Origin of the sequence: Hyalangium sp. (assembly GCF_035629615.1) — a bacterium.
Taxonomy (GTDB): Bacteria; Myxococcota; Myxococcia; order Myxococcales; family Myxococcaceae; genus Hyalangium.
The window spans coordinates 1-3,640 of the sequence record NZ_DASPHO010000294.1; the positions used below are offsets into that span (position 1 = coordinate 1).

The window sequence follows — 3,640 nt, forward strand, 5'->3', positions numbered from 1 at the left end:
CTCGCGTGCATCCGCTCGAAGAGGACGGTGTCGAGGGTGCTCGCGTTCGTGGGGACCTCCTCCTGAGCTTCCTCCGTGAGTGGGGAACTGCGCTGGGCCATGGGGCGGAACCATCGCTCCAAACCAGCGCGACGGCTGTGCCCCTGGCGTCTCCTGGCCTCGCTGATTGTCGGGCAGCGCACATGACCCTCGCCCGTCCCCAGGGAACCCAAATGGCGGCTCGGGTTTCTCATTCAGCGCCAGAACGCAGCAGGGGGAGAGGTCCCATGCATCGCCACCGTGTCATTTTCCACCGCGGCTTCACTCTCATCGAGCTGATGATCGTCGTGGTCATCATTGCCCTCATCGCCGCTCTCATCATTCCCATGGCGCTCTCGCGCGCCGAGGACCTGAGCGCCCGGGCCCCGCGGCAGCCGGTGCAGCGGCTGGCCCAGGCCGCGCCGAGCGCCAGCGTGGAGGGTGTGCCCGAGGGAACCGCCGCACAACCGCCCGTCATCGAGTCCTCGGAGATCCAGGTGCGGCTGTTGCCCGCGCCCGTGCTGGACGGGCCTCGCGTGTACAACCGCTTCGAGGCGGTCTTCTCGGGGACCTTCACGGTCCGCAACGCCGACGCGAGCGCCAGCAGCTTGAGCGTGAGGTTCCCCTTCCCCGCGGGCATCACCGAGGCGCGGGATGTGTCCCTGCAGCTCGTCGATGCGAGCGGCCAGCGGACGGAGGTGGAGGCCGAGTCCTCACTGGAAGGACTCCGCTGGACGGGCGCGGTGCCTCCTGGCCAGCGGGTGACGATGGCGGTCTCCTATACCCTGCGCGGGCGCGACGCCTTCTTCTATGACGTGATGGGAGTGGGCCGCTCGGGAGCGGTCCGCTTCGAGGTGCTCGCGGAGGACGCGGATCGGCTCGCCGTGGCTCCGGACTCGCTCCAGCCCACGGAGCGTCACCCGGATCGGCTGGTGTGGAGCTTCCGCCGGCTGGTGACCACCCAGCCGATCACCGTCGAGCTGCCCGCGGATGCCAGCCCGCTGGGCCGGCTCATCCTGCTGTGCCAGCTCGCGGCGCTGGGGGTGCTGCTGTTCGGCGTCGGCTTCTGGTACCTGAACGATCTGCGTCGGCCCGGCAGTCTGGATGACTTCCGCTGGGGCCACTTCCTCCTGCTCGCCCTCAACTACACCCTCTTCTTCGCGGCCTTCGCGGTGGTGGGCTACCGGGGCGACTGGCGTGTCGCCCTGCTCGTCGCCAGCGGCGTGAGCCTGCCGCTGCTCACGCTGCACGTGGTGCGCCTGTCGGACGTGCGCTTTGCGCTCACCCGCTGTCTGCCGCTGGCCGTGCTCACCCTGGGCGCAGTGGTAGCTGCCGCCTACGCCGAGTCCTGGCGCCCGCATGTCCTGCTGGGAATGGTCGTCGCCACCCTGGCCTTCGTCACCCCGACCTGGCGGCGCTGGGCCGCCGGGCGCCAGGCCCACCTGGAGACGAAGCGTCAGGCCCGCGAGCGGACGTCGCGCGAGGCAGACTTCCGCCAGCAGCTCGTCGAGCCGCTCGAGCAGGTAGAGGACCGCAAGACCCTGGTGCGGGAGGCGGAGCGGCGGCTGGAGGGGACAGGCAACGGAGCCGAGCCGGAGCGCCAGGAGGTCCGCGATGCCTTGCTGCGGCTGAAGGACAGCGAGGCGCGGCTGCGGAAGCTCCAGGAGCTGCAGACAGCCCCCACGGCCCCGGAGGCGCATGTGGAGTGGATCCGCGAGCGGACCGAAGAAGCACGGCTGGCTCGCAAGCACCTCGAGGCCGAGGCGGTAGCCCTGAAGGTCGTCCTGCGGCGGCTCCAGCAGCGGGTGGCGCAGGACCGGGCCCGCTCGCCGGAGGCCGGCCCTCCGTCGCGGTGCATGGCCTGTGGCGCAGCCTCGGGGCCCTCCTCGCGCTTCTGCGCCGAGTGCGGCACCTTGGGCGTCCAGGTCCTCGCCTGCACGCGATGTGGAGACACGCTGTCCCTGCCCGGTCACATCCTCCGGCACCAGTGGGAACGCCGGCCTCTGCACTGCCGCACCTGCGGAGAGACACTCCCCCGGCCTCCTCAGCCTCCCGAGGGTGGAGACAACGACCTGCGCCCCGCGGCCTGAGACGTGAGACATCAGTCCTTCCGCGGCGCCCCTCACCCGGGCTGGTGCCAGTCGATGGGTGCCTGCCCTCGGAGCATGAGCACATCGTTGATGCGGCTGAACGGGCGGCTGCCAAAGAAGCCTCCCGACGCCGACAGCGGCGAGGGGTGCGGAGACTCGATGACCTCGTGCCGCTGCGTGTCGATGAGCTTGCGCTTCTTCCGCGCGTAGTTGCCCCACAGCAGGAACACCACCGGCTCCGGCTTCGCGCTCACCGCCCGGATGACCGCGTCCGTGAACTCCTCCCAGCCGTGCCCCTCATGGCTGTTGGGCTCGCCCTCCCGCACCGTCAGCACCGCATTCAGCAGCAGCACCCCCTGCTCCGCCCAGGACACCAGCGAGCCACTCGTGAGCGCGGGCGGCCCCAGATCGCTCCGCAGCTCCTTGGAGATGTTCACCAGCGAGGGTGGCAGGGGCACCCCGGGCTTCACCGAGAAGGCCAGCCCGTGCGCCTGCCCCGGCCCGTGGTACGGATCCTGTCCCAGCAGCAGCACCCGGACGCGTGCAAAAGGTGTCAGCCGGAATGCCGAGAAGAGCTCTTCTTCCGAGGGGTAGACGGTGTACCGCTGGCGCTCCTTCTCGACGAAGCGTTCGAGCTTCCTGAACGAGGGCGTCTCCAGCGCCTCCTTCAGCACCTCACTCCAGCCCCCTGGAAGCTTCTCCCGCATGGACCCTCCCTTCTACGTCCCATTCAAGCATGCCGACGTGGCAGGTCGGGTGAAAAACTCGTTGCTGGACGGGGACATGGCGAGGCAGCAGAGTCACGGGACCACTGCGGAGATACCTTGAATCCCTCCGAGGCGCACGGCCCCTCCGAACCCGAAGCGCGAGTCCCCTCCGAGCCCCTGCCTCGCCTCTTCTGGCGCTTCCTGCGCTTCGGCCTGCTCGCCTGGGGCGGTCCCTTCGCGCAGATCGCCATGATCCGTCAGGAGCTCGTCGAGGAGGAGAAGTGGGTCAGCCCCGCTCACTTCAACCGCGCCCTCTCCCTCTATCAAATCCTCCCGGGCCCCGAGGCCCATGAGCTGTGCGTCTACTTCGGCATGCTCTCCCGGGGCCGCGTAGGAGGGCTGCTGGCCGGCCTGGGTTTCATGCTCCCGGGCCTCCTCCTCATGCTCCTGTGCTCCTGGCTCTATGTGCACCTGGGGCTGGATTCACCCTGGGTGAGAGCCGCCTTCACCACCGTGCAGGCCGCCGTTGCCGCCCTCATTGTCCGCGCCGTCCACCGCCTGGGCGGCCACGCCTTCACCTCTCGCCCCCTGCTCGCCGTCGCCCTGCTCGCCGCGGTTGCCCAGCTCCTCGGTGTGCACTTCGCCGTCACGCTCATCTGGGCCGGCCTCACCGCCGTGCTCCTCCAGGGCGGCTCACGTGCCGCGGCGCTCGCCCTCACTGCCGCGTGCGCCACCGCCGTGGGCCTCTTCCTTGTCTTTCTTGCCCCGGAGAGCGCCACGCCCCTCGCAGCCTCGGCTCCCGCTCTGGCTCCGGCCGAAACGCCT

At 69.9% G+C, this 3,640-nt stretch carries 3 protein-coding genes; 2 read left to right on the forward strand and 1 reads right to left on the reverse strand.

Annotated features, from left to right (window positions below; genetic code table 11):
* Positions 1-266: 266 nt before the first annotated feature.
* On the forward strand, positions 267-2,108 hold the full coding sequence (locus VD972_RS14985) for a prepilin-type N-terminal cleavage/methylation domain-containing protein (RefSeq protein WP_324987226.1): 1,842 nt from the start codon (positions 267-269) through the stop codon (positions 2,106-2,108).
* A gap of 32 nt (positions 2,109-2,140) precedes the next feature.
* Here the strand turns inward: VD972_RS14985 and VD972_RS14990 are convergent, their stop codons facing one another.
* Positions 2,141-2,815 carry a uracil-DNA glycosylase gene (locus tag VD972_RS14990; RefSeq protein ID WP_324987229.1) on the reverse strand — a complete coding sequence of 225 codons (675 nt, stop codon included), beginning with the start codon at positions 2,813-2,815 and terminating at the stop codon, positions 2,141-2,143.
* Between the two features lie 117 nt (positions 2,816-2,932).
* On the opposite strand from VD972_RS14990, the gene VD972_RS14995 reads away from it, so the two are divergent.
* Positions 2,933-3,640 (forward strand): chromate transporter (locus tag VD972_RS14995; RefSeq protein WP_324987232.1); only part of this gene is annotated, 708 nt, incomplete at its 3' end.

Excerpts from the sequence above, each read along its gene's own strand:
- VD972_RS14985 (WP_324987226.1), top strand. The coding sequence starts at position 267 with ATGCATCGCCACCGTGTCATTTTCCACCGCGGCTTCACTCTCATCGAG.
- VD972_RS14990 (WP_324987229.1), bottom strand. The coding sequence starts at position 2,815 with ATGCGGGAGAAGCTTCCAGGGGGCTGGAGTGAGGTGCTGAAGGAGGCG.